This is a genomic window from Streptomyces sp. SP18BB07, assembly GCF_036322545.1.
In the GTDB taxonomy this organism is placed as follows: domain Bacteria; phylum Actinomycetota; class Actinomycetes; order Streptomycetales; family Streptomycetaceae; genus Streptomyces; species Streptomyces deccanensis.
Genome location: NZ_JAQYWT010000319.1, coordinates 206,717 through 232,935, shown reverse-complemented (window position 1 = coordinate 232,935; position 26,219 = coordinate 206,717). Strand labels below are relative to the sequence as shown.

The following is a 26,219-nucleotide window of genomic DNA, read 5'->3' as shown; positions in this document are numbered from 1 at the left end:
CGATGTCGTTCACGCGTGGTGCGTGTGCGCCTGGTTTCGCTTGGCGGACCCCAGCCTCCGACCTCAAGCATGCTTGAGGTCAAGGGTGTTCTTCGACCTCCTGCCGAGCGCCAGCGAGACGGCCGCCAGGGCGCTGTTGAACGACACCTCCGAGAGCACGCCCGGCGCCGCGACCTGGTCGCCCGCGAGGTACACGCCGTCGCCCCGGTCCACGGCCGGGCGGTCGCGCCAGCTGGTGCCGACCGGATCGACGGCGCCCGTACGGCCGTTGGCGGTCGCCTCGCGCCGCCAGGTGACGCGGTCCCGCCAGCCGGGGAAGCCAAGGTCGAGCAGGTGTTCGGCGCGGGCGATGCCATCCGCCCGTGACTCGTGCGGGCCGATCGGGAACTGACCCTGGATCAACTGCTCGCCCGCCGGGGCCAGCGTGCGGTCCTGGGCCGTGAACCGCTCGATCCAGCCGGGCGCGTCCAGGTCAGAGACCGCGAAGGCGTCGCCGCGGCGGGTGCGTACGGCGAGGTCGAGGAGGGCGGTGCGGCCGCTCGGCCAGGTCAGCGAGTCGTCCTTGAGCAGGCGGCGGGCGGCGTCCAGGGAGGTGGCGACGATGACCGGGCCGGGGCCCGTACGGGGTCCGGGGCCGGTGCCGGTGAGGGCGTCGAGGCTGTCGACTCGGCTGAGGGTCTCCATACGGACGCCGAGGTTCCAGGCGCGGGCCGCCATACGGTCGATGACGCTCGCCCAGCCGCCGCGCGGGTAGTGCGCCTCCGGGGGCAACTTCGTGGCGCGGCGTAGCCGTTCCTGGACGAACGCGGCGGACAGGGAGCCCGGGTCGTGGTGGAACAGCGCCACCGCCGCGTAGTTGGCCGCGGCGCGTGCGGCCTCCTCGCCGGCCTGCTCGGTCGCCCAGGTGAGGAAGTCGACGTCGACGGGCGCGGGGCGGCCCGTGTGGCGCGGGCGGAGGAGCTTGAGCATCGCGAACGGCGGGGTCCGCCGCAGGGCGCCCCTGTGGTGCAGGCGCAGTCGGGTGGTCTCCAGGGGAGGGAGGGGCGCGAGCGGTCCGATCAGGTTCCGTTGCGCCAGCCAGGTCCAGTGCGGGCCGCCGTTGTAGAGCGCGTGCGGTCCCTCGTTCGTGCGGTACGGCCCCTCCGCGGTGCGGGCCCGGCCGCCGAGTGTGTGGTGCGCCTCGTGGACGGTGACCCTCGCGCCCGCCTCGGCTGCGGTGATCGCCGCGGTGAGTCCGGCGAAGCCGCCGCCGATGACGGTGAGGTGGGTGGGGGGTCGTCGGGTCGCGTGCATGACTGGGCTCCCTCGGGTCGGTGTCCGGCGGTCGGTTGCGCGGTTGCGCGGCTGTTCGCGGGTACGACGGATCGGGGGTGCCGGGATGTGACATGGGGCTGTGGGCGGTGCTCGGGCGGGGTCTTTGTGCGGTTCAGGTGCGTTGTCAGTGGTGGGGTGCACGATGGGGGGATGGTGAGGGCGAGATCGGTGGTGAAGGCGGCGCGGCGGCCTGAGGTGCGGTTGCCGGTGCTGGAGGCGTACGCGGGCGGGGGGCTGGAGCCCGACGGGGACTACGACGGGCTGGAGTTCCGGGAGGAGGACTTCGCCGGGCAGGACGGTGGGGGTGCCCGGTTCATGGACTGCGCGCTGACGGGGTGCGCGCTGGACGAGACACGGCTGCACCGGGCCCGGGTGCTCGACTCCGTCCTCACGGGGGTGCGGGGTGTCGGGACGGATCTCGCCGAGGCGACGTTGCGGGATGTCGAGCTGGTGGAGGCTCGGCTGGGTGGGGTGCAGTTGCACGGGGCCGTGCTGGAGCGGGTGCTCGTGCGCGGGGGGAAGATCGACTTCCTCAATCTGCGTGAGGCGCGGCTGAGGGATGTCGTGTTCGAGGACTGTGTGCTGGTCGAGCCGGACTTCGGGGGTGCGCGGCTGGAGAGGGTCGCGTTCGTGGGGTGTGCGGTGAAGGGGGCGGATCTGAGTGGGGTGAGGTTGGTGGATGTGGATCTGCGGGAGGCCGCATCCGTGGAGATCGCTCGGGGGGTGGATCGGTTGTCGGGGGCGGTGATCAGTGCGGCGCAGTTGATGGATCTGGCGCCGGTGTTGGCGGGGGAGATGGGGATTCGGGTGGAGGGGTGAGGTGGGGGTGGGGTGGGTTTTTTCGCCCCCGCCGCCCCTACCCGTCCCATCCTCAAGGGGCTGCGCCCCTTTGACCCCCAGGCGTCCGTCCGGTGGGAACTGCGCGAGAAGCCCCCACTCACCCGCAGACGAACACGGCGGCCCCTACGGAACCCGAGGGAAGCGGGACTGGAGGGTCCAGATCGCTGGGTTTTCGGCTAGGGGGTCGTGGAGGTCGCAGAGGTCGGCGATGACGTCGTGGAGGAAGTCGCGGGCCTCGCGGCGGAGCTCGGCGTGGGAGAACGTCAGCGGTGGTTCCTCGGCCGGCATCCAGTCCGACTCGACGTCCACCCATCCGAAGCGGCGCTCGAAGAGCATGCGGTCGGTGGACTCGGTGAAATCGAGCTCCGCGTACTGGGGCCGGGAGGCTCGGGACCCGGCCGGGTCCTGGTCGAGCTGTTCCACGATGTCGCACAGCGCCCACGCGAAGTCCAGCACCGGCACCCATCCCCAGGCTGTGGACAGTTCCCGGTCCGCCTTGGTGTCGGCGAGGTACACGTCACCGCAGAACAGGTCGTGCCGCAGTGCGTACACGTCCGCGCGGCGGTAGTCCGTCTGCGGCGGATCGGGGAAGCGGTTGGAGAGGGCGTAGCCGATGTCGAGCACGTAGGCGATGGTGTCATGTCCTCATAGGATCGCCGACGTGTCCCGATCCGCACCGGTTGCCCTGGCCGCCGCCCTGCTCACCGTCGCGCTGGCCCTGACCCTCACCTCGTGCACCGGGGGCGGCGGCGAGGCCGGGGCGGCCCGGGGCTCCGCCGGTCTCCGGGACCCCTACTTCCCCCGGCTCGGCAACGGCGGCTACGACGCCACCCACTACGCCCTCACCCTCGACTACGACCCCGAGGCGGACGCCCCGCTGCGCGGCACCGCCGTCATCACCGCGCGGGCCACACGGGACCTCGCCTCCTTCAACCTCGACCTCAAGGGGCTGGACGTCGAGGCCGTCGCCGTCGACGGTGTGACGGCGCGGTGGAAGCGGGCCGGGCAGGAGCTGACCGTCACCCCCGCGGACGCCGGACCCGACGAGGGGGAGACGTTCCGTACGACCGTGCGCTACTCCGGCACCCCGGAGACGCTCACCGATCCCGACGGCTCCCGCGAGGGCTGGCTGCCCACCGCCGACGGCGCCCTCGCGCTCGGCGAACCGGCGGGCTCGATGACCTGGTTCCCCGGCAACCACCACCCCTCCGACAAGGCCGCCTACGACCTCACGGTCACCGTCCCCGAGGGCCTGCACGCCATCTCCAACGGGGAGTTGCGGCGCGAGTCCACGGAGGACGGCCGTACGACCTTCTCCTGGCGCACCGCCGAACCGATGGCGAGCTATGTGGCCACGCTGGCGATCGGCACCTACGAGATCCGGCGCTCGACGGCCGGCGGGGGAGAAGGAGAGGGCTCGGGGCGGCTTCCCGTGTACGTCGCCGTCGATCCCTCCCAGGCCGAGGAGGGCCGTGCCGTGCTCGGACGGATTCCCGAGGTCGTCGCATGGGCGGAGAGGTACTTCGGTCCGTATCCCTTCTCCTCGACCGGGGCGATCGTCGACAGGCCGGGGGACTCGGCGTACGCGCTGGAGACCCAGAACCGGCCCGTCTTCCCCGGTGCCCCCGACCTCTCCCTCCTGGTCCATGAACTGGCCCACCAGTGGTACGGCGACTCCGTCACCCCGAAGAGCTGGCGGGACATGTGGCTCAACGAGGGGTTCGCGACGTACGCCGAGTGGCTGTGGGAGGAGAACCACGGGGGCGACAGCGCCCAGGAGGTCTTCGACGCGCTGTACGAGGGCGACCACTTCGCGGACGCCGCCTCGAACGAGGCAGTCTGGGACTTCCCGCCCGCGCGCCCGCCGAGCGCCGCCCGGATCTCCGACAGCCCGGTGTACGAACGCGGCGCCATGGTCCTGCACAAGGTCCGCGAGGCCGTCGGCGACGACGCCTTCTTCGAGCTGATCCGGGGCTGGGCGGCCGCGCACCGCCACGGCAACGCGGACACGGCCGACTTCACGGCGTATGCGGAGGAGTTCGCGGAGGAGGCGGCGCCGGGCGCGGATCTGACGCCGGTCTGGGACGACTGGCTGTACGGGGACGGAAAGCCTCCGCTGGCTTGATCCCACCGTTGCGACCGTTCGCCGGCTTTCGCGTGGTCCGATTCCGCCGAGGTCAGGCGGGACCGCGGTGAGAGCTGGGGGGTCCCGCCCGTTTCGGCACCGTCTATTCGTGGCGGAATTACTTCGCTCGCGGCGTGTGGGAGCAGGCCGAAAATCGATGGCGTGATCGATGGCGTAATCGATGGATTGACTCGTTGTTGCGTGCACGGAATCTCATGGAAACAATTTTCCATGAGGCTTGCGTGTGCTCTCCTGTGCTGTCTCTTGGTGAAGGTGAGGTATGGAGACGCTCCGTATATCCGGTGACGAGAAACGTGCGCTGATCGCGCTCATGGGGGACGGATCGCAACGTTCCTTGAAGCTCGGCACCTTGGGTCCCGAGGGGACCAGCAGTGAGTACGTGGCCCGGCTGATGACACGATTACTCGGTGACCGAGGACGCTTCGGAATAGTTCTTGAAGAGACCTTCGAGCACTGTATGGACGCGCTCACCGAGGGGCATATAGATCTCGCGCTGGTGCCGCACGCCTACGCCGGTATCAACGCCTTCTATATGAATCCGCTGCTGGAGCCGTCGATCGTATTCCGAGGGAGTACACCGGAATACGGATTGGCCGCGCGGTCCGACTTCGCCTTTCGCGAGGAACTGCTCTTCACCGACACCGTGGTGACCCATCCGGCCCCCATTCCGCTGCTGGAGTACTACTTCGACCGGCCCGTGAAGCTGGTCACGACGACCTCCACGAGCCAGGCGGCCGGCCAGGTGGCCGACGGCCTCTACAACATCGCCATCACCAATGAACAGGCGGCGAGACAGCACAATCTCAAGTTCGTCTACCGGTTCTCACCGATCCCCATGACGTGGACCGTCTTCTCGAAAAGAATCGAAAAGGAAGGACCGCGATGACCACGCACGTGTATGAGCGCCCCTATTTCCCCGACTCCGCCGTGGTGTTCCACGACAACGGGATCCGGATGGAGTCCTACCGGCGCGGCGACACGGAGGTCCTGGTGTCGTACCTCCCGCCCGGTGCCGTCGTGGCACCGCACTCCCACAGGGAGGCGCAGGTCGGGATGGTCGTCCGGGGTGAACTCTCCATGACGGTCGGCGGGGTGACCCGGCTGATGCGGGCCGAGAAGGACGTGTACATCGCTCCTTCCCATGTCGAGCACTCCGCGGTGAACCCGACGTCGGAGGAGACCGTCGCGCTCGACATCAAACGCTACAAACCGGGTGAGAAGTACACCGCGCCGAGCGAGTACTTCCTCGGTCCGATCGAGTCACGCAAGTTCGTCGGAATGGACGTCACGTTCTTTCTGGAGGACTGGATCGAGTTGATGATCGCCGACATTCCGGGCGGCGGCGAGATGCCGTACCACAAGCACTCCCATGAACAGATCGGGATCTGCCTGGAAGGCCGCTACGACATGACGGTGGAGGAGACGACCCACGAACTCGTCTTCGGTGCCACCTACTTCTGCGAGAGCCAGGAGGGGCATGGTGCCGCGAATCCGCACGAGAGTGTGGCGCGCTCCCTGAACATCTTCATTCCGCCCCGGTACCACCGGGTCCCCAAGTAGACGGACGGCAGAGGAGATCGGTGGCGCGCGTAGCGATCGTGCTGGGGGCCGGCAGCGGTATCGGACGGGCGACCGCGCTGCGGCTGTTGTCCGGGGGCTGTGCGACGGTCCTCACCGCCCGCGGCCGGGACGCGCTGGAGAAGGTGGCGCGGGAATCCGGCGTCGAACCGAACACCTATGTCGTTCCGGGTGACATCACCTCGCCGGAATTCCGTGCCGAACTCGTGGAGACGGTGGAACAACGATTCGGCCGGATCGATGTCCTGGTCAACAACGGGCCCGGGCCGGCGCCCGGCCCGTTCGACGGGGTGCGGGTGAACGATGACGTATGTGTCGCGATGCACCAGAAACTCGTGCCGTATCTGGATCTCATCGGATCCGTCGCGCCCGTGATGACGAGAAACGAATTCGGCAGGATCATCAACGTCGTCGGAAACATCGGAAGGGAACCCCTGCCGGGCATGTTCCTCTCCGGTCTGGTCAACGCGGCCATGGCGAACGCCGCGAAATATCTGGCGAACCAGTACGCCGCGCACAACGTCACGGTGAACTGCGTGCACCCCGGCACCATCCGGACCCCGCGCTACGACCAGGCCGTCCGGCACCTGAGCCGGGACGGCGGTGTCCCCGAGCCCGAGGTCGAGGACCGTCTCGTACGGGCGGTCCCCATGAACCGGCCGGGGCAGGCCGACGAGGTCGCCGCCCTCATCGGATTCCTGGCCTCCGACGAGGCGTCCTACATCACCGGCCAGCAGATCTCGGCCGACGGCGGCCAGTTGAAGAGTGTGTGAGGAGGGACCGAGTCTTGTTCGAGGACAAAGTCGTCGTGGTCACCGGTGCCGCGTCGGGGATCGGGAAGCGGACGGCGGTCGAGTTCGCCCGGCAGGGCGCCACGGTCGTCGTGGCGGACGTCGACGGGACGAACGGACCCGAGGTCGTCGCCAAGCTGACCAGCGACGGGCACCGGGCGGTCTTCGTCCGGGCGGACCTGACCGCCGAGGCGGACTGCGAGCACCTGATCGCCGTCGCCGCGGAGCGGACCGGCCGGGTGGACGTCCTGGTCAACAACGTCGGCATCGAGATATCCACCCCGATCCACGAGATGCCGGTGTCCGAGTGGGACCGGCTGTTCGACACCAATCTGAAGAGCATGTTCCTGTGCTCCAAGTACGCGCTGCGCCCGATGATGGCGGCGGAGAGCGGGGCGATCGTGAACGTCTGCTCGGTCAGCGGGCTGGTGGCCTGGCCCGGTATCGCCGCGTACAACACCACCAAAGGCGGTGTCCTGATGCTCACGAAATCCCTGGCCGTCGAGTACGCGCCCCACGGCATCCGGGCCAACTGTGTCTGCCCCAGCATCATCGACACCCCCATGACGGACGCGTCCATCGGTCACGACGCCACCGTCAAGGAGGAGAAGGCGAAGCTGAATCCGGTCGGCCGTCTGGGCACGCCCGAGGACGTCGCGAACGCGATCCTCTTCCTCGCCTCGGACCGGTCGTCCTTCATCACCGGCGCCGCGCTCACCGTGGACGGCGGCTACACGGCCGTCTGAGCGGGCAGCGGGAAGCGCCGCAGAGAAGCAGATGAGCAAGAACGAGCGAGCCAGAGCAAGTGAGTGACAGCAAGTGAGTGACAGCAAGTGAGCAACAGCGAGTGAGCAACAGCGCACGTGGGCGGGAAAGGTTGGCTGGAGTGGCGGATCGCTTGGACGGCGGGCAGCGCGCGGCGGGGTTCCCCCTGCTGACGGTCCTCGCACTCATGGCGGGGATCTTCGCCGTCGGCTCGGAGGAGCTGGTGGTGTCCCCGCTGCTCCCGGACATGTCGGAGTCGTTCGACACCTCGGTCGCCGTGATGGGGCTGTCGGTCAGCGTCTACGGCGTCTGTACGGCGATCGGCGCCCTGATCTTCGCCCCGCTCGGGGACCGGGTGCCACGGCGGGTCGGACTGGTGACCGGGATGACGGTGTTCGTCCTGGGCACGCTGCTGTGCGCGTCCGCCGGTTCCCTGGGGGTGTTCTTCGCCGGGCGGGCGCTGGCCGGTCTGGCCACGGGCGCGTTCGTACCGACCGCGTACGCGTTCGTCGGCGACCAGATCCCGTACCGGCACCGGGCCAGGGCCATGGGCATCGTCGTGTCGAGCTGGTCGCTCTCCCTCGTCCTGGGCGTGCCCATGGGGGACTTCGTCGGTCAGCGGGTCGGCTGGCGGTGGACCTTCGGGCTGCTCTGCGTGCTGGGCGTCCTCGTGATCGGCGTGCTGTTCCGGGCCGGCGGACGCGCCCGCCCCGAGCCCACCGGTCCACAGGGCACACCGGACGGCGCCGCGCGGACTCCGGACGACGCCGTGGGAACACCGGCGCGGCAGGGCGACGGCGGCTGGAGCCGCTCGGTCGTCCAGGCCTTCCGCGCGCCGAAGGTTCTGGTGTACGTCCTGGCGACGTTCCTCAACATGCTCGGCTTCTACGGCATGTACACGTACCTCGGCAGCGCGCTGCAGTACCGGTTCGGCGACGAGAGCTCCTCGACCTCTCTGATGATCCTGCTGTACGGCCTCGGCTTCGCGACGAGCTTCGTCACCGGGAAGTGGGCCGACGACCTCGGCAAGGAGCGCGTGCTCGTCGGTCTGCTGGCCGGACTGGTCCCGGCGCTGGCCGTGATCCCGCTGGTCGACCATCTCACCCCGCTGCTGGTGCTCTGCCTCTTCCTGTGGGGAGCGATGCAGAGCCTGGTCGTCACCCTGCTGAGCACCCTGCTGAGTGAGTGCTCGCCGGCCCACCGAGGGACGATCCTCGCCTTCTACACCCTCGCGACCAACCTGGCGGTGGCCCTGGGCGCCGCCCTGCTCGGCCCGCTGTTCACCGAGTACGGCTTCTCCGCCGTCGGTTTCGTCTGCGCGGGCATCACACTCGCCGCCTGCGGCCTGAGCCAGTGGGCGCGCGGCCGCGAGGCCGGAACCCCCACCGGGACCGACCGGCCCGAGCCCAAAGCCGAGCCCGTCACCGAGGACCGCCGTGTGGCAGTGACCGAGGAGCGCCGCCCCGAAGCGGCCGCCGACCGTGAGGACCGGCCATGAGGATCGAGTCCGCCCACCGGCTCCGGGGCCTGCCCAGGAACTCGTTCGCGACGACCGTGGCCAGGATCGACCGGCTCGTGCGGTCGGGCGAGGACGTCGTCAACCTCTGCCAGGGGAACCCCGATCTGCCCACGCCCCCGCACATCGTCGAGTCGCTGCGCACCGAGGTCCTCGATCCCGCCACCCACCGGTACGGCTCCTTCTCGGGCCTCATCGAACTCAAGGCCGCCATCGCCCGGTGGTACGCCACGAACCACCGGGTCGAGCTGGACCCGGAGACAGAGGTCGCGATCCTGTTCGGCGCCAAGGCCGGACTGGTGGAGCTGAGCCAGTGCTTCCTGGACCCGGGCGACGTGTGTCTGATGCCGGACCCGGCCTTCCCGGACTACTGGGCCGGTGTCGCCCTCGCCGGGGCCCGGATGCACCCCCTGCCGCTCCGCCGGGAGAACGGCTTCCTGCCCGACTACTCGGCCCTCGACCGGGCGACACGCGAGCGGGCCCGGCTGATGTTCCTCAACTATCCCAACAACCCCGCCTCGGTGACGGCACCGCCGGAGTTCTACGCCGACACGGTCCGGTTCGCGGACCGGCACGGCGTGCTCGTGGCCTCCGACTTCGCGTACGGGGCCCTGAGCTTCGACGGCGAGGCCCCGGTGTCGTTCCTGCGGGCGGACGGGGCGAAGGAGGTGGGCGTCGAGTTCATCTCGCTGTCGAAGATGTACAACATGGCGGGCTGGCGGGTCGGCGCCGTCGTCGGCAACCGTGCCGTCGTCGCCGCGATCGACCTCCTTCAGGAGCACTACTTCGTCTCGCTCCCGCCCTTCATCCAACGCGCGGCGATCACGGCCCTGACCGGCCCCCAGGACTGTGTCCACGACCTCTCGAAGATCTACGAACGCCGACGCGACGTCTTCGTGTCCGGTGTACGGGAGGCGGGCTGGGACCTCGACGTCCCCCGGTCCGTCTTCGCCTGGCTGCCGACACCGGCCGACGAGCCCTCCGTCGCCTTCGCCGACGCGCTGCTCGACCGGGCCGGGGTGGCCGTGTCGCCGGGCCGCTGGTTCGGGGAGCACGGCGAGGGATACGTACGGGTGAGTCTGCTGGCCCCGGAGGAACGGCTCCGCGAAGCGGTTGTCAGGCTGGCCCGGTTCCGCTGACGTCGGCCGTTGCCGGCGGAGGGTCCCCTGCGCCGGGGTCCCCGGCGTCGGCGGCCGTCCCGAGCTCCGCCAGCAGCCGGGGCAGTTCCGGCGGCCATACGGGCTCGGCCGCCGGGTCGGCCAGGTCCGCGGGGGTCCACCAGCGCCAGGCCATGATGCCCTCCTCGGCGCGTGAGGTGGCGAGGAGACCGCCGACCGGTTCGCGGCGTGGGCCCCGCGCCACATAGACCGTCTCGTGCTGGCGTACGGGGATGTCGCAGCGGGTGAAGTCGTGCTCCCAGGTGCACAGCAGGGCGCCCGGCTCCAGGTCCGTCCAGCCCGTTTCCTCGCGCAACTCCCGCGCGGCGCCCTCGCGCGGGGTCTCGCCCTCCTCCAGACCGCCGCCCGGCATGGCCCAGTGCACTCCGACCTCGGAGTTGTGGTACTGGAAGAGGAAGACGGCACCCTCCGGATCGAGTACAGCGATCCGGGCGGCCCGGCGCGGCGTACGCAGCGTCTTGCGCAACACCGTGCAGGGGCGGCCCAGTTGGCGGTCCCGGCGGTGTTCGACGATCTCGTACCCGAGGGTGGTCCAGAAGGACAGCGCGCCGGGGTTGTTGTCGAGCGCCGCCAGCCGGACGGCGGCCCGCCCCGCCCGCCGGAACCGTTCCTCGACGAGGGTGGCCAACTGGCGTCCGTAGCCTCGGCGTTGGCTCGCCGCGTCGACGAGCAGCAGCCCGATCCACGGGTCCGGGTCGGCCGGATCGGGATGCCGCGCGAGGGTGATGGCTACCCCGACGAGCCGACGACCGCCGCCGCGCCGTTCGCCACCGCGCCCCTCGCCCTCGTTCTGGTCCTCACTTACGCCCTCGTTCTGGGCCTCGCTCACGCGGGCGAGCAGGATCTCCACGTCCGGGTTGGCCAGCTCCACCCCCAGCGCCGCGGCCACCTGTTCGGGGCGGATGTCGTTCGCGTCCGGGAAGTCGCCGCTCAGGGCGTAGAAGTCGCGGTTGGAGGCGTGCAGGGCGGTGAGTTCGGCGAGGAGGGGGCCGGGGATGGTTCCGTCCTCGGCCGTGCGGAGGGGTTCGAGCAGCAGCATGCCCCGCACCGTATCGATGAGGTCCGACACCGGGACCCACAGTTCCGACACCGGGACCTACAGTGCGGCGTGTGGAAGAGCGGGTGCGGGTGCACAAGGTCCGGCTCGGCGGTGACGAGTTCCGGGTGATCAGGCCGGAGCCGTCCTCCGCCCGGCTGGCGTTGCGCGACGACCACCACTGGCTGTCGATGTACGTCGACCGGGCCGGCGCGGAACGGCTCGTCGCCCTCTGGTCGTTGGCCGCCCGGTCCGCCCGGTCGCTGATCCAGCTGCCGATCCGGGCGAACCCCGCTCCCGAGGGCGTCGCCGGCGTCACCGGCGTCGTCGGTGACGGCGAACCCGTCGCGCTGGACCTGGTGCTGCTCCACCACAGCCTGCGGTTCCCGACCGCCAGGTGGAAGCCGGTGCGGTCGCGGCTCGACACCGGCAGGCCCCAGACGACGGCCACGCCGGACCGGGACTTCCCCGACGAGGACGCCATCGACCATGCGCGGCGCGCCCACCGGTCGTACCGCGACCACCTCGCCTTCGACATCGCGGCGCACACGCTGTTCGTCGTCGGGAGCCCCACCGCGTTCCGCGAGACCGGCACCGCGCTGCGCGGCCTCGTCGACGAGGCCCCGTCGTTCCCGTACCGGTATCCGCACGCGGGGCACTTCTGCGTCGAGCTGGACCCCGGCCCCTGGGCACGAATACGGAACCGACGGCCCCTCCCCGCGACGCTGCACATCCAGTACTCGGCCGACTGGCGCGTGTGACGCCGAAGGCCCCGCCGTCGTGGCGGGGCCTTCGGTGAGGTGGTGCGGGGTGGGGCGTCGGCCCGGACCGTGGGCGCGCGGGACTCAGACGCTGACGCCGAAGTCCTGGGCGATGCCGACGAGACCCGAGGCGTAGCCCTGGCCGACCGCGCGGAACTTCCACTCGGCGCCGTTGCGGTAGAGCTCGCCGAAGACCATGGCGGTCTCGGTGGCGGCGTCCTCGGAGAGGTCGTAGCGGGCGATCTCGGCGCCGCCGGCCTGGTTGACGATGCGGATGTAGGCGTTGCGCACCTGGCCGAAGTTCTGCGAGCGGTTCTCGGCGTCGTAGATGGAGACCGGGAAGACAATCTTGTCGACGTCGGCGGGGAGGCCCGCCAGGTTGACGTTGATCGCCTCGTCGTCGCCCGCGCCCTCACCCGTGCGGTTGTCGCCGGTGTGGACGATGGTCTGGTCCGGGGTCTGCTTGTTGTTGAAGAAGACGAAGTGGCCGTCCGAGTAGACCTTGCCCTGCGGGTTGACCGCGATCGCGGAGGCGTCGAGGTCGAAGTCCGTGCCGGTGGTGGTGCGGACGTCCCAGCCGAGGCCCACGGTGACGGCGGTCAGGCCCGGAGCCTCCTTGGTGAGCGAGACGTTGCCACCCTTGGACAGGCTTACAGCCATGGTTGGGAGTCCTTCCCTCGTTGCGTACGTGCCTTACGGGCTTCGTGCCGGGGACGAAGCTACCTGTACCCCTATGAACGTCGGGAGGGGCGCCAGAGGTTCCAGCGGTTTTTACTTTCTTTACCCACCGGGAAAAGGGCGTGACGTGGACCGGACATTCGCGCGACCATGGGGGCATGTCCGGTCCTTACGTCATCCGTGGCTCCGTCTCGCTTCCCGAGGCCGAGCTCATGTGGCGTTTCTCGCGGTCCGGCGGTCCCGGCGGACAGCACGTCAACACCAGCGACTCGCAGGTCGAGCTGCGGTTCGACCTCGCGAACACCGAGGCGCTGCCCGAGGTGTGGAAGGCACGGGCGCTGGAGCGGCTCGCGTCGAGGCTCGTCGACGGGGTGGTCAGCGTCCGCTCCTCCGAGCACCGTTCGCAGTGGCGCAACCGGGAGACCGCCGCCGTACGGCTGGCCGCGCTGCTCGCGGAGGCGACCGCGCCGCCGCCGAAGCCGCGCCGGGCGACCCGTATCCCGAGGGGGATCAACGAGCGGCGGCTGCGGGAGAAGAAGCAGCGCTCCGACACCAAGCGGGGGCGGACGGGGCGCGACTGGGGCTGAGGGCCGGGTTTGTCACATCGGTGGGGCGTGACGCGTCGAGAGAGTGATGACGAGTCACGACGACAGGAAGCCACTGATGAGCGACAGCGAAGACCGTGAGTTCCTGGCCCGCCGGTTCGAGTCGCACCGGCCGCGGTTGCGGGCCGTCGCCTACCGCATGCTCGGATCGCTCGCGGAGGCGGACGACGCGGTGCAGGAGGCCTGGCTGAAGCTGAGCCGGGTGGACGCGGACGAGGTGCGCAATCTCGGCGGCTGGCTCACCACGGTCGTCGGCCGGGTCTGCCTCGACATGCTGCGTACGCGGCGGTCGCGGGGCGAGGAGCCGTTGTCGGCCGGGCCGTACGGTGCGGACGGCGTCGGGGGTGCCGACGGTGCGGGCGGTGTCGGCGGCGGTGGGCTGCGGATGCCGGAGCCCGTCATCAGTCCCTTGAGCGGGGTCGACCCCGAGCAGGAGGTGCTGCTCGCCGATTCCGTCGGGCTCGCGCTGCTCGTCGTACTGGAGACCCTGGGGCCCGCCGAACGGCTCGCCTTCGTGCTGCACGACCTCTTCGGCGTCCCCTTCGACGACATCGGGCCCCTCGTCGGCCGTACGCCCACGGCGGCGCGGCAGCTCGCGAGCCGGGCGCGGCGGCGGGTGCGGGGTGGGGCGCCGGTGCCGGACGCGAATGTGGAGCGGCAGCGGGAGGTCGTCGACGCGTTTCTGCGGGCGGCGCGGGAGGGGGACGTGGAGGGGCTGGTGGCGGTGCTGGCGCCCGACGCGGTGGCGCGGTCGGCCGACGGGGTGACCCGGGGGGCGGTGGCGGTGGCTTCGCAGGCCGCGGCGTACAGCCGTCTCGGGGCCGGTGCGGGGGTTCGGCAGGCCCTGGTGAACGGTGCGGTGGGGGTTGTGGTGGTGCGGGACGGCAGGGTGGAGCGGGTGTTGTCGTTCGCGGTCGTGGAGGGGCGGATCGCGGCGATCGACGTGGTGAGTGAGGAGGAGCGGGTCGCTTCGCTGGACGTGGCGGTGCTGGGCGGGTGACGTGATCGACACCGCCGTTTGGGGGCCGCCGGGAGGGGTGGCTCGGGTGCGTTCCGGCGTTTCGGCGCGTCGTGGCTGGTCGCGCAGTTCCCCGCGCCCCTTGCGGGGCGCGGTTACTGGGACAGCTGCCGGTAGCGGCCCCGGAAGTAGGTGAGGGGGCCCGGGGGTGTGTCCGGGGACGTCGCGGTCAGGACTCTGCCGATGACCAGGGTGTGGTCGCCGGCGGTCACGCGTTGTTCCGTGCGGCACTCCAGGGTGGCCAGGGCGCCGTCGATCAGGAGGGCGCCGCTGGTCCCGCCCCGGGTGTGGGGGACGGAGTCGAAGAGGAGGCGGTCGCTCACGCGGTTCCGCATGGCGAAGCGGGCCGCGACGGTGCGCTGGTGGTCGGAGAGGACGGAGACCGCCCACAGGGGCTGCTCGGCGAGGAGGTCGTCCATGCGGGAGCCCTCGCGCAGGCTCACCATGACGAGGGGCGGGTCGAGGGAGACGGACATGAAGGAGGTGGCCGTCATGCCGACGTCCTCGCCGCGCGGCCCGTCCGGATCCAGCGCCGCCTCGTGCGCGGTCACCAGGACCACACCCGCCGCCAGTCGGGACATCGCGGCACGGAACTCGTCTTCACTCACCCCCTCAGGATGCCCGGCGGGGGAGGAACCGGGGGCGGCCGGGGTGCGCTCGGCCACGGGCACGTCAGCGAGAGGAACTGTCTTCGACACGCTCGCACGCTAGCCCCCGCCGACGGGCCCCCACATCGGCCCCGGGCCCGATGAGGCCCCCCGACCTGCGACCTAGGGCGGCCGCCGGAGCCGTCCGCTCAAGCTCGCTCACAGTGCCTACACAGAGTCCTGAATCCTGTTCAGGAAGCGCACGTGGGAAACGCATAAACTCCACTCAATTGCTCATCTTCCGCTGTGACTTGAGTCACAGGAGCCATATTTTGTTGACCCTGTGTACCGAGTGGGCTTCGCGCTGTGATTCAGTGGCGGGGAAGCTGGAACCTGTAAGCGGGAACTGTAAGCGGTTGTAAGCCCGCGAGTTAAGCCGGTTGCGCAAGGTTACGCAGGTTACCTGGAGCCTGGAGCCTGGAGCTGCCACGAGATCTCGGGGGGAGGGCGAATGGAGACCGAGTCGGAGCCCTACGTCCGTCTGACGACGTTGCGGCAGCTGCACCAGGTGATGGCGGACATGAACACCGCGCGCAGCCTGGCCGACACGCTGCAGACTGTCGCCGACGGTGTGGTCAACGGCCTTGGCTACGAACTGGCCTGCGTGAACCTCGTCCGCCCCGACGGCGACCTGGTCGTCGCCGCCCTCTCCGGCAACAGCGCCGCCGAGGCCCTGATCACCGGCCGCGTCGGCTCCCGCGCCTCCTGGGACCGCCGGCTGAGCATGGGCGAGGCCTGGGGCAGCCTGCGGTTCATACCGCACACCGAGGGCTGGGTGCTCGACGAGGACGACGTGCCCCAGTGGTACACCGACGGCCCCGCGCCCCGCTTCGAGGACGAGTGGCACCCCTCCGACCGGCTCTTCGCCCCGATGTACACCCCGGGCGCCGGTGGCGCCTCCGGTGAGCTGCTCGGTGTTGTCTCCGTGGACCGGCCGCGAAACGGTCGCCGACCGGGCGCGTGGGGACGCGAAGCGCTCCAGATGTATGCCTTCCAGGCCGCCATCGCGATCAGTAACGCTCGGCTGCGCGCCAACATGCAGCGTGCACTGGTCAGGCTCGAAAGGGAGCAGCAGGCGCTGCGCGCCAGCGAGGAATCCTTCCGGCAGGCCTTCGAGTACGCCCCGAGCGGTATGGCCATCGCGGAGATGGGCGGCGACCAGCACGGCCGGATCCTGCGGACCAACGACGCCCTGTGCCGGCTCCTGGGGCGGCCCGCCTCCGCCATGCGGCGGTACGCGTTCTCCGACCTCGTCCACCCCGAGGACATAGGCACGCTCCTGCGGACCTCCGCCGAGGGCGGGCGCGCCGAGCTGCGGCTCGGGCGCCGCGACGGGACGTACGTGTGGGTGTCGCTGCGCAACAGCGTGGTCGCGGACGCCGCCGACGGGCCCCGCTTCCTGCTCACCCACGTCGAGGACATCGAGGAGCGCAAGCGGCGTGAGCTCCAGCTCGCGCACCGGGCCTCGCACGACGCCCTCACGGGCCTGCCGAACTCGGCCGAGCTGCGCTCGCGCCTGTCCGCCCGCATCTGCCAGCGCCCCCAGTCCCTGCCGGCCGGCGCGGCGGTCGAATCGGCCGACTCGATGAACGCGGCCTTCGGGCAGTTCGGCGAGCAGGGGAACGGGGGCGAGCACGGGGAGTTCGGGGAGTACGGCGCCGAGCACGCCGCGCGGTTGCCGCACCCGTCGTTCGACGCGTACGAGGCCGCCGGGCACAGTGCCCACGCCTTCGACTTCCACGCGGCCGGCGGGCCGTACGACGCCTTCGACCACCATGTGCACACCGTCGCGCCCGAGGACGAGCGGGACGACGGGACCAAGGGGCTCGCGGTGCTCTTCTGCGACCTCGACGGGTTCAAGTCGATCAACGACCGGTTCGGGCACAACGCGGGCGACGCCGTCCTCATCGAGGTGGCCCGGCGGCTCAGCCGGGGTGTGCGCGACGGCGACACCGTGGCCCGCCTCGGCGGTGACGAGTTCGTCGTCCTCGCCGACGGGCTCGGCCGCGCGGACGCCCAGGACCTCGCCGTACGCCTGCGCAACGAGATCATCCAGCCGATTCGCGTCGACGGTCGCGCCATGCGGGTCGGGGCCAGTTTCGGCATCGGATGGGCCCACTGCGGAATGACGGCGGACGAGGTGTTGAAATCAGCTGACGAGCGGATGTACGTCGAGAAACGATCTCGTCCCAGACAGCACAGGCGGGCCGGATAGCGCCCTGTGTGACAGCGGAGACACCGGGGCAGAAGCCCAGGTCAGCGGCGTGAGGCGGCTGAAAAGCGCCTGGTCGGCGGGGGGCCGGTCGGGTGATGAGGTCCGAGTCACCCGTTTGGGCCACGGCGAGCGGGTAGGCTCGCTCTCCTACGCACCAACCCGCCACCCGTACCGCATGTACCGCACCGCTGAGGAGACCTAGGGATGACGCCCGGCAACAACGGCGCGAGCACGCCCGAGGACGACGACCCGTTCGGCTACCTCTACGCCGACGGACAGGCCCGAGGAGCCCAGCCGCCCAGCGCGAGCTACGGCTACCCGAACGCGGTCAACCGGGCGCGTCCGGTCGGCGAGCGGCAGTACGGGCAGCAGACCCAGCAGGCCCCGCAGGCCGCCACCGCGCAGTACGGGCAGGTCCCGCAGCAGGGATACGGCCAGCCGCAGGGCGCCCCCGGCCAGCCGAACGCGCACTATCAGGCCCCCGAGAGCTTCTCCGGCGGTGCCCAGACGACGCGTCAGCAGGCCTACGGCAACGGCGGGGGCGGCGGCCGGGGCCGTGGCCCCAACACCAAGGGCCTCCTCATCGGCGCGATCGCCGTGGTGGCCGCCGTGGTGATCGGCATCAGCGTCGCCATGCTCGGCGGCGACGACTCCGACAACGCCTCGGGCAACGACACCGGCGCCTCCACCGGCCCCACCACCGAGGAGAGCGCCGACCCCAGCCCGACGGCGAGCAAGTCCAAGGACGCCGAGACCGCGGAACTCCCCAAGGCCGAGGCCAAGACCCTCCTCCTCGGCGGCAACGCGGCCATCGCCTCCGACGTCCCCGGCGCGAAGTCGGAGGGCGGGTTCTATGTGGGGAACTTCAACTCGGTGGGTTCGTCGGTGACGTGGAAGACGGAGGACGTCCCGAAGAGCGATTCCTACCGGCTGTACGTCGTCTACGGCGTGCCCGGCAAGGACGCCAACGCCACGCTCACGGTCAACGGCAAGGCCCAGAGCCGCCCGCTCAACCTGAAGAACTTCTCGAATGCCCCGGAGGGCGACTACGAGAAGGGCTGGACCTACAGCTGGTCCGCCGTGCAGCTCAACAAGGGCACCAACGAGATCAAGATCTCGTGCGAGCAGGGCAACTCCTGCGACGTCAACATCGACCAGCTGTACCTGACCGGCAAGAACGAGGAAGGCGGAAGCTGAGCGCCTTCGCTCACGCCGCCGTGACCTCTCCCGTCACCGTCACCTGGTCCACCAGTTCCTCGTACGTCTGACGGTCGAACTCGCCTGCCGCCGGGGCCAGTACGGTCGCTGCCGACAGGGCGACCGCGCGGGCCAGGCGGGCGGGCCAGGGGAGGCGGTCGACCAGGCCCGACAGCAGGCCGGCCACCGCCGAGTCGCCCGCTCCGGTCGGGTTGCCGCGCAGGCGGCGCGGAGGGGTGGCGCGCCACAGGCCTTCGGGGGTGTGGGCGAGCAGACCGTCGGGGCCGAGCGAGGCGACGACCGCCTGCGCGCCGCGGCGGCGGGCGTCCCGGGTCGCGCGGGACGGCTCGTGGGAGCCGGTGAGTTCGGCCAGTTCGTCGGCGTTCGGCTTCACCAGGTCGGGCCGGGCCGCCACTCCGCGGCGCAACGGCTCGCCGCCGGTGTCCAGCAGGACCGGCACGGACAGCGTGCGGGCCGTACGGACCAGGCCCGCGTACGCCCCCACCGGCACCCCCGGCGGCAGACTGCCGCACAGGGCCACCACCGAGGCGGAGCGCAGCAGATCGATGTACGTCTCCTGGAAAGCGGACCACTCGGCGGGTGTGATGAGCGGGCCCGGTTCGTTGAGCTGAGTCGTGTCACCACTCGCGTCGGCCACGGCGATCGTCCGACGTGTCGCACCCTCCACCGGAACCAGCGCGTCCACGAGGCCCGGTGTGTGCGTGAGCCGGTCCTGCACGGCCCGGCCGGTCGCGCCGCCGACGAAACCGGTGACCGTCACCTCGTGGCCGAGCGCCGCCAGCACCCGGGCCACGTTCAGGCCCTTGCCGCCGGGCCGTTCGGTCACATCGGTCACCCGGTGCGTGGTGTGGGGCCTGAGGTCCCGTACGCGATAGGTGAGGTCGAGAGCGGTGTTCAGTGTGACCGTGAGGATCACCTGGGCCTACCCCCTTGGTGCTGGTGAGCGCGCCTGCCGAGTAACAGGGTGCGCTCGTCCGGACGCGGTTGCGGAGGCTCGATCATGCCAAAAGAGCGGCGGTCGGCCCAGCCCCCCCGGGACAACCGCCGCACTCTTCGCTCTCCGTCAACAACCGGACTGATCAGCCCAGTTGGGGATCGACCACCCACTCGCCCTTGCGCAGGACGCCCTTGACGTCGAAGTCCGCGTCGAGGAGGACGAGATCGGCGTCCTTGCCGGGGTCCAGGGAGCCGACGCGGTCGTAGAGGCCGAGGAGTTTCGCCGGGTTGGCGGACAGGGCGGCGACGGCGTCCTCGACGGGGATGCGGTCGACGGTGACGGCCCGTTTGAAGGCGCGGTCCTGGGTGAGGGTCGAGCCCGCGATCGAGCCGCCCTCCACCAGACGGGCCACCCCGTCCACGACCTCGACCGCCAGCGGACCGAGTGTGTAGAGGCCGTCGCCGAAGCCGGCCGCGTCCATGGCGTCGGTGATGAACGCGACCCGGTCGGGGCCCGCGTGACGGAACGCCAGCTGGAGGGCGGCGGGGTGGAGATGGGTGCCGTCGTTGATCAGCTCGACGGTGATCCGCTCGTCCTCCAGGAGCGCGGCGATCGGGCCGGGCTCGCGGTGGCCGAGCGGTGGCATCGCGTTGAAGAGGTGGGTGGCCACGGTCGCGCCCGCGTCGATGGCCTGAACCGTCTGCTCGTACGTCGCGTCCGTGTGTCCGATCGCCGCGATGACGCCGTGTTCGGCGAGCAGGCGTACGGAGTCGAGGCCGCCGGGGAGTTCGGTGGCGAGGGTGACCATCGTGGCCCGGCCGCGCGCCGCGTCGATCAGCTTGCGGACCTCCGCCGGGTCGGGGTCGCGCAGCAGTTCCTGCGAGTGGGCGCCCTTGCGGCAGGGGGAGATGAAGGGGCCCTCGAAGTGGATGCCGGCGATGTCGCCCTGCTCGGCGAATTCGGAGAGGAGGCCGGCGCGGTGGGCGAGGCCGTCCATGTCGTCGGTGACCGTGGAGGCGACGAGGGTGGTGGTGCCGTGGAGGCGGTGGGTGTGGATGCCGCGCAGGACGTCGTCGACGGTGCCGGAGGTGAAGGAGGCTCCGCCGCCGCCGTGGTTGTGGAGGTCGATGAAGCCGGGGACCACCCAGTGGCCGCGGACGTCGATGGTGTGGGAGTTCTCGGGGAAGTTGGCGGTGATCTTGGTGCCGTCGATGGTGAGACGGGCGTTTTTCACTGTGCCGGTGGGGAGGACGACGTTGGCGCCATCCAGGACGTAGGGATGCGCTTTGTGTGGCGACTGCGGGTGTGCGGGGGCTGGTCGGCCAGTTCCCCGCGCCCCTGACGGGGCGCTGTCGGAACCGGTGACAGGATGCGCGGTCCCTGATGGGGCGCTGCTGTTGGACCCGGTGTGGGAAAAGGCGGGGGCCATCAGGGGGTTACCTCCGAAGGGTCCGTGGGGGTCGTGGGGGTCGTGGGGGTGATGAGGTCCCAGGCCATCAGGCCGGCGCCGAGGCTGCCTGCTGTGTCGCCCAGGGCCGCGGGGACGATGGTGGGGATCTTCTGGAAGGTCACCCGGTGTTCCACGGCGGTGCGGAGAGGGTCGAACAGGGTGTCGCCGGCCTCCGCCAGGCCGCCGCCGATGATGAGGGTGCGCGGGTCGAGGAGGGTGAGGGCGGTGACGAGTCCGTCGGCGAGGGCGTCGACGGCGTGCTGCCAGACGGCGCCCGCGCGCGGGTCGCCCGACTCGACGGCCTTGGCGCAGTCCGCCGCGTCGGCCTCGGGTGCCCCGGAGGCCTCCGCCCAGGCCTGGCTGACGGCCGCCGCCGAGGCGTACCGCTCCAGACAGCCGTACTGCCCGCAGGGGCACGGGATCCCCCCGGGGCGTACGACGATGTGGCCGATCTCGCCCGCGAAGCCGTGGGCGCCCGCCTCCACCCGGCCGTCGACGCCGATCGCGCCGGCGATGCCGGTGCCGAGCGCCACGAAGAGATAGCGGTCCGCGCCCCGGCCCGCGCCCACGCGCCCCTCCGCGAGCCCCCCGGTGCGCACGTCGTGGCCGAGGGCGACCGGGACGCCGCCGAGGCGCTCGGCGAGGAGCGCGCGCAGCGGGACGTCACGCCAGCCGAGGTTGGCGGCGTAGACGGCGGTGCCCCGCTCGGAGTCGACGATGCCGGGCACGGCGACCCCGGCGGCGATCGCGGGTTGGCCGAAGTGCCGCTCGCCGTACGCGCGCAGCTCGGCGGCGAAGTCGAGGATCGACGCGACGACGGCCTCCGGCCCGCGCTCGCGACCGGTCGCCAGGCGCGCCTGGTGCAGCAGGACGGGGGCGCCGGCGGGTGTTCCGCCGCTGGGCCCGGTGCCTGCCCCGATCAGTGCGGCCTTCATCCCGGTGCCGCCCACATCGAGGGCGATGACATGTCTCACGGAGGACAGTGTGGCCCTTCGACCCGCGAGAGGTCTAGTCCACTCACATGGTCTAGACCTCATGGGGAGAGTGGTGTAGACCTTATGGAGAGTTCGGGAAGTTGAGTGATCAACGCCTTGGAGCGCGGAGCCGGTGACTCAGGCTGGTCCACGCGGGGCAAGCGCGATGTGTTTGGGGCAGTACGAGTGCGACAGCGGCAGCGGCGGACGAAGAGCGGCGTCAGGAACAGCGGGATGGCGGCACTGTCCGCGCTGGGGCTGATGGCGACGCTTGCGGGGTGCGGTGCCTCGGCGGCCGACGGCCCCGGCGTCACCCTGAAGCTGGTCGCCGCCGACTACGGCGACTCCAAGGCCAACAGCTCCCGGAAGTACTGGGACGCGGTCGTGAAGGCGTACGAGAAGAAGACCCCGGGCGTCACGGTCGACGTCACCGTCCACTCCTGGAACGACGTCGACCGCAAGGTCAGGGAGATGGTCGCCGCCGATGAAGCGCCCGACCTGGCGCAGGCCGGCACCTACGCGGACTACGCCGCCGCCGACCGGCTCTACGAGGTGGACGACCTGCTCTCCATCCCCGTCCAGGCCGGTTTCCTCCCCCAGCTTGCCGACGCGGGCAAGGTGCGGCGCGTCGCGTACGGGATGCCGTTCGCCGCGTCGACCCGTGTCCTCTTCTACAACAAGAAGCTCTTTGCCGAGGCGGGCCTCGACGGCGCCCCGCGCAGCTGGAGCGAGCTGGCGGCCGACGCCGCGGCCCTCGACGCGGCCGGTGTCGAGACCCCGTACGCGCTGCCGCTCGGGCCCGAGGAGGCCCAGGCCGAGACGATGCAGTGGCTGCTCAGCGGCGGCGCCGGCTACACCGACAACGTCGGCACCTACCGGATCGACTCCGACGACAACGTCCGGACCTTCACCTGGCTCAAGGACAAGCTGGTCGACAAGGGGCTCACCGGGCCGACCGCGCCGGCGGAGCTCAACCGGGCCGACGCGTTCGCGGCGTTCGCGCGGGGGGAGGTGGGGATGCTCAACGGGCACCCCAGCCTGATGCGGATGGCCGCCGACGAGGGGGTCGACTACGGGACGGCCGCCATGCCGGGGTACGACGGGCGGAAGCACGCGACCATGGGGGTCGCCGACTGGATGATGGCCTTCAAGCAGAACGGCCACGGGGAGGAGATCGGTGACTTCCTCGACTTCGTCTACAGCGACGAGAACGTGCTCGACTTCTCCCGGGAGTACGACCTGCTGCCGGTGACCGCGTCCGCGTCCGAGGCGATGGCGGCGGGCACGGACGACGACGCGGACCTCGGGCCGTTCCTCGACGCGCTTCCCGACGCCGCGTTGCCGCCCGTGGGCAAGACGTCCTGGGCGGATGTCAGCGCGGCGGTCAAGGAGCAGATCGGGCGGGCGGTGCGGCCGGGGGTGAAGCCGGGGGTTGTGCTGGAGCAACTGCAGCAGACGGCGACTGTGGCGGATCGGGAGGGATAGGGTGCGGCTGGGGGGAGGGCGCCTAGTAGCTCGGGGTGCGGGTGCGTTGGCGGGTGCGGCTCCGGTGGGGCTTCTCGCGCAGTTCCCCGCGCCCCTGAAAGACCAGGCCCTGCGAGCCTGAAAAGCACGGGGCGGAGCCCCTGCTTTTCAGGGGCGCGGGGAACTGCGCGAGAAGCCCCACCGGGCCCGCAGTCGCCGTCGCACCCGAACCCCGAGCTACTGGGCGCCCTGTCACACCCTTCCGTTACCGTCGTGCCATGGACGTGCTCGAGCCTCGTGAACAGGCCATCCTCGCCGTGGAGCGGCAGGGGTGGGAGGGGCCGGGGGCCAAGGAGCGGGCCATAAGGGAGCGGCTCGGCATCGCGCCCGTGCGGTACTACCAGCTGCTCAACGCCCTGCTGGACGACCCCCGCGCCCTCGCCCACGACCCGGTCACCGTCAACCGGCTGCGAAGGGTCAGAGAGGCCCGCCGCGAGGAGCGATGACGGACAGGACGGATAGGGTCGACCCCATGGGCAGCCACAAGGACGCAGAGAACCCCCGGGCCACCTTGCCGACACCCGTGACCTCCGCCGGGCGGGACGCACTGGCAGCGATCCTCGACCGACCCGGCCGTACGGTGATCGCCCTCGACTTCGACGGCACCCTCGCCCCCATCGTCCCCGACCCCGAACAGGCCCGCGCCCACCCCGACGCGCTCGCCGCGCTCGCCGCGCTCGCCCCCAAGGTCGCCTCCGTCGCCGTGGTGACCGGCCGCCCCGCGAGCGTCGCCGTCCGCCACGGCGGCTTCGCCGGCGTCCCCGGTCTGGAACACCTCGTCGTCCTCGGCCACTACGGCGCCGAACGCTGGGACGCCGCCACCGGCACCGTCAGCGCTCCCGCCCCGCACCCCGGTGTCGCCGCGGTCCGCGCGGAGCTGCCCGGCCTGCTGGACGGCCTCGGCGCCCGGGACGGCGCCTGGATCGAGGAGAAGGGCCGCGCGGTCGCCGTCCACACCCGCCGTGCCACCGACCCCCAGGCCGCCTTCGAGGCCCTGCGCACGCCCCTGACCGACCTCGCCGCGCGCCACGGTCTCATCGTCGAACCCGGCCGGCTGGTCCTCGAACTCCGCCCTCCGGGCATGGACAAGGGCGTAGCTCTGCGCGACCACCTCACGGAGACCGCCGCCGAGTCCGTCCTCTATGCCGGCGACGACCTCGGCGACCTCCCCGCCTTCGCCACCGTCGAGAAACTCCGCGCCGAGGGCACGCCGGGCCTGCTGGTCTGCAGCGGCAGCACGGAGGTCACCGAAGTGTCGGAGCGGGCGGACCTGGTGGTCGACGGCCCGGCAGGCGTCGTACGCCTGCTCGCGGCCATCGCCGAGCAGGTGTAGGGCAGGGGGCGCAGCCCCTGCCCTACAGGGGCGCGGGGAACTGCGCGAGCAACCACGACGGACCCGCACTCGCCAACGAACCCGAACACCCGAGCTACTGGGCGCCCTCCAACGCCTCCAGCTGATCCAGGAACCACCGCGTGGGCGGCAACGCGGTCGCCGCCCCCGCGAGCCGCTTCGTCCGTTCCGCCCGCTCAGCCGCCGGCAGGGACAACGCCTCGTGCAGGGCGGCCGCCGTACCCACCACGTCGTACGGGTTCACCACCAACGAGTCGTCGCCCAGTTCCTCGTACGCCCCGGCCTCCCGCGACAGCACCAGCGCGCACCCCTCGTCGGAGACGACCGGCACCTCCTTGGCGACGAGGTTCATGCCGTCCCGGATGGGGTTCACCAGGGCCACGTCGGCGAGCCGGTACGCCGCGAGGGAGCGGGCGAAGTCGTCCTTGAGGTGGAGGACGACCGGGGTCCAACCCGGCGTCCCGTACCGCTCGTTGATGTCGTCCGCGACCCGCTGGACCTCGGCCATGTAGTCCCGGTACACCGCGAGGTCCTGCCGCGACGGGTAGGCGAGGGCGAGGTGCACGACGCGCTCGCGCCAGGTCGGCCGGTCGTCGAGGAGCTGCCGGTAGGCGTGCAGGCCGCGCACGATGTTCTTGGAGAGTTCCGTGCGGTCGACGCGGACGATCGCACGGCGCGGGGTGCCGTCGGGGGCCGTACCGATCTGCTCCCGCAGCGCGGTCATGCGGTCGTCGACGTCCGCCTCGTGGGCGCGGGCCCGCAGGAAGTCCGCGTCGGCGCCCAGGCCGTGCACGCCGATCCGGGTGCCGGACGCGGCGTCGGGGCCGAGGACGGCGCGGGCGCACTCGGTGAACGCGTCCGCCCACCGCCGGGTGAGGAACGCGGCCCGGTCGGCGCCGAGGATGCCGTCGAGGACCTGCGCGGCGATGTCGTCGGGGAGCAGCCGGAAGTAGTCGACGGGCGCCCACGGGGTGTGGGAGAAGTGGCCGATCCGCAGGTCGGGGCGGAGTTCGCGGAGCATCCGGGGGACCAGGGTCAGGTGGTAGTCCTGCACGAGCACGGCCGCGCCGTCCGCCGCCTCCTGCGCGAGCGCCTCGGCGAAGGCGCGGTTGTACGTCTCGTACGACGCCCACTGGCGCCGGAACTCCGCGTCGAAGGACGGTTCCAGCGGGGTCTGGTAGAGCATGTGGTGCACGAACCACAGCGTGGAGTTGGCGACGCCGTTGTACGCGTCGTGGTGCACGTCGGCGGGGATGTCGAGCATGCGGACGCCGGGCTCGCCGACACCGCGGCGTACGGCCTCGCGGTCGCCGTCGCCGAGGGCGGAGCAGACCCAGACGGCGCCTGCCTCCGAGTCGATCGCGGAGAGCCCCGAGACGAGGCCGCCGCCGCCGCGCTTCGCTGTGAGGGCGCCGGATTCGTCCTCCGTGTACGTGATGGGGCCGCGGTTGGAGGCGACGAGGATCCGCGCGCTGTGCGTCGATGCCATACGGCACAACCTAGCCAAGGGCTCCGCCGGTCAAACGTGGGGTGCGGCCGTGTACCGGGCGCCTGATGGGGTGGGGGGTGCGGATGCGTCGGCGGGTGCGGCCCGGTGGGGCGTCTCGCGCAGTTCCCCGCGCCCCTGAAAGACCAGGCCCCTGCGGGCCTGAAAGACCACGGCCCTGCGGGCCTGAA

Annotated in this window: 25 protein-coding genes; 16 read left to right on the top strand and 9 right to left on the bottom strand. The window is 71.2% G+C overall.

Annotated elements, in window-relative coordinates; all coding sequences use genetic code 11:
* Positions 1-63: 63 nt before the first annotated feature.
* A complete protein-coding gene (locus PUR53_RS23165) occupies positions 64-1,293 on the bottom strand; it encodes an FAD-dependent oxidoreductase (protein ID WP_329899999.1) in 1,230 nt (409 codons plus the stop codon).
* Positions 1,294-1,464: 171 nt separating this feature from the next.
* Here PUR53_RS23165 and PUR53_RS23160 point away from each other — a divergent pair, with 171 nt between their 5' ends.
* Positions 1,465-2,133 carry a pentapeptide repeat-containing protein gene (locus PUR53_RS23160; protein WP_329899998.1) on the top strand — a complete coding sequence of 223 codons (669 nt, stop codon included), beginning with the start codon at positions 1,465-1,467 and terminating at the stop codon, positions 2,131-2,133.
* A gap of 144 nt (positions 2,134-2,277) precedes the next feature.
* Here the strand turns inward: PUR53_RS23160 and PUR53_RS23155 are convergent, their stop codons facing one another.
* Positions 2,278-2,778, bottom strand: coding sequence for a hypothetical protein (locus tag PUR53_RS23155; RefSeq protein ID WP_329899997.1), 501 nt, complete (start codon positions 2,776-2,778; stop codon positions 2,278-2,280).
* A 7-nt stretch (positions 2,779-2,785) separates the two neighbouring features.
* Between PUR53_RS23155 and PUR53_RS23150 the strand changes: the two genes are divergently transcribed.
* The 7 genes from PUR53_RS23150 (at position 2,786) to PUR53_RS23120 (ending at position 10,089) form a co-directional block, all read left to right on the top strand.
* Entirely contained in the window at positions 2,786-4,279 is a 1,494-nt protein-coding gene (locus PUR53_RS23150) for a M1 family metallopeptidase (protein ID WP_329909532.1), read from the top strand.
* Between the two features lie 280 nt (positions 4,280-4,559).
* Entirely contained in the window at positions 4,560-5,186 is a 627-nt protein-coding gene (locus tag PUR53_RS23145) for a prephenate dehydratase domain-containing protein (RefSeq protein ID WP_329899995.1), read from the top strand.
* Entirely contained in the window at positions 5,183-5,860 is a 678-nt protein-coding gene (locus PUR53_RS23140; RefSeq protein ID WP_329899994.1) for a cupin domain-containing protein, read from the top strand. The genes PUR53_RS23145 and PUR53_RS23140 overlap by 4 nt, the downstream gene beginning before the upstream one ends.
* 20 nt (positions 5,861-5,880) lie before the next feature.
* Positions 5,881-6,651, top strand: a complete 771-nt coding sequence (locus PUR53_RS23135; protein ID WP_329909530.1) for an SDR family oxidoreductase — start codon at positions 5,881-5,883, stop codon at positions 6,649-6,651.
* Positions 6,652-6,665: 14 nt separating this feature from the next.
* Positions 6,666-7,415, top strand: coding sequence for an SDR family NAD(P)-dependent oxidoreductase (locus PUR53_RS23130; RefSeq protein WP_329899992.1), 750 nt, complete (start codon positions 6,666-6,668; stop codon positions 7,413-7,415).
* A 140-nt stretch (positions 7,416-7,555) separates the two neighbouring features.
* Complete coding sequence (locus tag PUR53_RS23125) at positions 7,556-8,932, top strand: MFS transporter (protein WP_329909529.1); 1,377 nt, start codon at positions 7,556-7,558, stop codon at positions 8,930-8,932.
* Positions 8,929-10,089 carry an aminotransferase class I/II-fold pyridoxal phosphate-dependent enzyme gene (locus PUR53_RS23120; RefSeq protein WP_329909528.1) on the top strand — a complete coding sequence of 387 codons (1,161 nt, stop codon included), beginning with the start codon at positions 8,929-8,931 and terminating at the stop codon, positions 10,087-10,089. Before PUR53_RS23125 ends, PUR53_RS23120 begins: the two co-directional genes overlap by 4 nt.
* Here PUR53_RS23120 and PUR53_RS23115 read toward each other — a convergent pair.
* Complete coding sequence (locus PUR53_RS23115) at positions 10,067-11,164, bottom strand: GNAT family N-acetyltransferase (RefSeq protein WP_443080350.1); 1,098 nt, start codon at positions 11,162-11,164, stop codon at positions 10,067-10,069. The genes PUR53_RS23120 and PUR53_RS23115 overlap by 23 nt on opposite strands.
* A 74-nt stretch (positions 11,165-11,238) precedes the next feature.
* Between PUR53_RS23115 and PUR53_RS23110 the strand changes: the two genes are divergently transcribed.
* Entirely contained in the window at positions 11,239-11,925 is a 687-nt protein-coding gene (locus PUR53_RS23110) for a hypothetical protein (protein ID WP_329909526.1), read from the top strand.
* Between the two features lie 84 nt (positions 11,926-12,009).
* Here PUR53_RS23110 and PUR53_RS23105 read toward each other — a convergent pair whose 3' ends face one another.
* Complete coding sequence (locus tag PUR53_RS23105; RefSeq protein WP_086762889.1) at positions 12,010-12,585, bottom strand: TerD family protein; 576 nt, start codon at positions 12,583-12,585, stop codon at positions 12,010-12,012.
* A 176-nt stretch (positions 12,586-12,761) separates the two neighbouring features.
* On the opposite strand from PUR53_RS23105, the gene arfB reads away from it, so the two are divergent.
* A complete protein-coding gene (arfB, locus tag PUR53_RS23100; protein ID WP_329899987.1) occupies positions 12,762-13,190 on the top strand; it encodes an alternative ribosome rescue aminoacyl-tRNA hydrolase ArfB in 429 nt (142 codons plus the stop codon).
* A 76-nt stretch (positions 13,191-13,266) separates the two neighbouring features.
* Positions 13,267-14,208 carry a sigma-70 family RNA polymerase sigma factor gene (locus tag PUR53_RS23095; protein ID WP_329899986.1) on the top strand — a complete coding sequence of 314 codons (942 nt, stop codon included), beginning with the start codon at positions 13,267-13,269 and terminating at the stop codon, positions 14,206-14,208.
* A gap of 113 nt (positions 14,209-14,321) precedes the next feature.
* Here the strand turns inward: PUR53_RS23095 and PUR53_RS23090 are convergent, their stop codons facing one another.
* Complete coding sequence (locus tag PUR53_RS23090; RefSeq protein WP_329899985.1) at positions 14,322-14,834, bottom strand: flavin reductase family protein; 513 nt, start codon at positions 14,832-14,834, stop codon at positions 14,322-14,324.
* Between the two features lie 490 nt (positions 14,835-15,324).
* On the opposite strand from PUR53_RS23090, the gene cdgB reads away from it, so the two are divergent.
* Both cdgB and PUR53_RS23080 read left to right on the top strand, forming a co-directional pair.
* Positions 15,325-17,088 (top strand): diguanylate cyclase CdgB, encoded by a 1,764-nt coding sequence (gene cdgB / locus PUR53_RS23085; RefSeq protein ID WP_329909525.1) that lies wholly within the window; start codon positions 15,325-15,327, stop codon positions 17,086-17,088.
* 204 nt (positions 17,089-17,292) lie between these two features.
* Complete coding sequence (locus PUR53_RS23080) at positions 17,293-18,285, top strand: carbohydrate-binding protein (RefSeq protein ID WP_329899983.1); 993 nt, start codon at positions 17,293-17,295, stop codon at positions 18,283-18,285.
* A 10-nt stretch (positions 18,286-18,295) separates the two neighbouring features.
* Here PUR53_RS23080 and PUR53_RS23075 read toward each other — a convergent pair whose 3' ends face one another.
* From PUR53_RS23075 to PUR53_RS23065, 3 genes are all read right to left on the bottom strand, one after another.
* Entirely contained in the window at positions 18,296-19,222 is a 927-nt protein-coding gene (locus tag PUR53_RS23075) for a 1-phosphofructokinase (RefSeq protein ID WP_329899982.1), read from the bottom strand.
* A 163-nt stretch (positions 19,223-19,385) separates the two neighbouring features.
* Positions 19,386-20,513 (bottom strand): N-acetylglucosamine-6-phosphate deacetylase, encoded by a 1,128-nt coding sequence (gene nagA, locus PUR53_RS23070; protein WP_329900104.1) that lies wholly within the window; start codon positions 20,511-20,513, stop codon positions 19,386-19,388.
* A gap of 158 nt (positions 20,514-20,671) precedes the next feature.
* Complete coding sequence (locus PUR53_RS23065) at positions 20,672-21,667, bottom strand: ROK family protein (protein ID WP_329909524.1); 996 nt, start codon at positions 21,665-21,667, stop codon at positions 20,672-20,674.
* A 234-nt stretch (positions 21,668-21,901) separates the two neighbouring features.
* On the opposite strand from PUR53_RS23065, the gene PUR53_RS23060 reads away from it, so the two are divergent.
* The 3 genes from PUR53_RS23060 (at position 21,902) to otsB (ending at position 24,524) form a co-directional block, all read left to right on the top strand.
* Positions 21,902-23,152 carry an ABC transporter substrate-binding protein gene (locus PUR53_RS23060; RefSeq protein ID WP_329899980.1) on the top strand — a complete coding sequence of 417 codons (1,251 nt, stop codon included), beginning with the start codon at positions 21,902-21,904 and terminating at the stop codon, positions 23,150-23,152.
* Positions 23,153-23,409: 257 nt separating this feature from the next.
* On the top strand, positions 23,410-23,637 hold the full coding sequence (locus PUR53_RS23055) for a DUF3263 domain-containing protein (RefSeq protein WP_329909523.1): 228 nt from the start codon (positions 23,410-23,412) through the stop codon (positions 23,635-23,637).
* Between the two features lie 26 nt (positions 23,638-23,663).
* Entirely contained in the window at positions 23,664-24,524 is an 861-nt protein-coding gene (gene otsB / locus PUR53_RS23050) for a trehalose-phosphatase (protein ID WP_329909590.1), read from the top strand.
* Positions 24,525-24,618: 94 nt separating this feature from the next.
* On the opposite strand, the gene PUR53_RS23045 is transcribed toward otsB, so the two are convergent.
* Positions 24,619-26,031 carry an alpha,alpha-trehalose-phosphate synthase (UDP-forming) gene (locus PUR53_RS23045; RefSeq protein WP_329899979.1) on the bottom strand — a complete coding sequence of 471 codons (1,413 nt, stop codon included), beginning with the start codon at positions 26,029-26,031 and terminating at the stop codon, positions 24,619-24,621.
* Positions 26,032-26,219: the final 188 nt, after the last annotated feature.